This window comes from Dietzia sp. Cai40 (assembly GCF_014145165.1).
Taxonomy (GTDB): domain Bacteria; phylum Actinomycetota; class Actinomycetes; order Mycobacteriales; family Mycobacteriaceae; genus Dietzia; species Dietzia natronolimnaea.
Window position 1 is genome coordinate 1 of the sequence record NZ_JAALEB010000485.1, and the last position, 1,406, is coordinate 1,406.

Annotated in this window: 1 protein-coding gene; it reads left to right on the forward strand. The window is 68.8% G+C overall.

The annotated features are described in order from the left end of the window. Positions 1 to 44 precede the first annotated feature (44 nt). A partial coding sequence (gene dnaG, locus G6022_RS16220; protein ID WP_182692021.1) for a DNA primase occupies positions 45 to 1,406 on the forward strand: 1,362 nt, incomplete at its 3' end.

The window sequence follows — 1,406 nt, forward strand, 5'->3', positions numbered from 1 at the left end:
AGGGGGCACGCCGGTCTCCTGCCCGGGCGGTTACTCTGGGCGGCATGGCAGGGCGGATTCCGGAGCAGGACATCGCCGCGATCCGCGAACGCACTCGCATCGAGGAGGTCGTCGGCGAGTACGTCGCGCTCAAACCAGGCGGCGCGGATTCGATGAAGGGGCTGTCCCCGTTCAAGGACGAGAAGACGCCGTCGTTCCACGTTCGTCCGCAGCACGGCTATTTCCACTGCTTCTCCACCGGTGAGGGCGGCGACGTGTTCGCCTTCCTCATGAAGATGGAGCACATCAGCTTCGTCGAGGCGGTGGAGCAGCTCGCGGACAGGATCGGCTACCGCATCTCCTACGAGGGCGGCGGGCAGGTGATCCAGCGCGACCGCGGGACCCGTTCGCGACTGGTCCAGGCCAACGCCGCCGCGCAGAAGTTCTACGCCGAGCGACTCCATCAGGACGCGGAGGCCGAGATTGCACGCGCGTTCCTCACCGACCGCGGCTTCGACCTCTCCCACGCCGAGCGCTTCGGGTGCGGGTACGCGCCCACGGGCTGGGACACCATGAGCAAACACCTGATGCGGCAGGGTTTCGAGCCCAAGGAGCTGGAGTCGGCGGGACTGTCCAAGACCAGCTCACGGGGGACGCTGATCGACCGGTTCCACCGGCGCCTGCTGTGGCCCATCCGCAATCTCGCGGGGGAGGTGATCGGGTTCGGCGCCCGCAAGCTCTTCGAGGACGACACCCTGGGCAAGTACATGAACACGCCGGAGACGATGCTCTACAAGAAGTCGCAGGTGCTGTTCGGACTGGACCTGGCCAAGCGGGACGTCGCCGCCCAGCGCCGGGCGGTGGTCGTGGAGGGCTATACGGATGTCATGGCCATGCACGCGGCCGGCGTGACCACGGCCGTGGCGGCGTGTGGCACCGCGTTCGGTGAGGACCACCTGTCCACCCTCCGGCGACTGATGTTGGACGACAACTACTTCCGCGGCGAGATCATCTACACCTTCGACGGCGACGAGGCCGGAAAGAAGGCCGCGATGCGGGCGTTCTCCGGGGACCAGCAGTTCTCCGGCCGCACCTTCGTGGCGGTGGCCCCCGCCGGTCAGGACCCCTGCGACATCCGCCAGAAGAAGGGCGACGCGGCCGTCCGCGATCTGATCTCGGCCCGGGTGCCGATGTTCGAGTTCGCCATCCGCTCCATGCTCGAGGAATACGATCTCGACCACGCGGAGGGCCGGGTCGAGGCGCTCCGCCAGACCGTGCCGGTGGTGGCGGACATCCGCGACTCGGCCCTGCGTGACGAGTACGCCCGGCAGTTGGCAGGCTGGGTGGGGTGGGACGATCCCGCGACGGTGCTGCGCCGCGTCCGCGAGGAGGCCCGCAAGCGGGGGCGCGCCCGGGCGGCGGTGCCC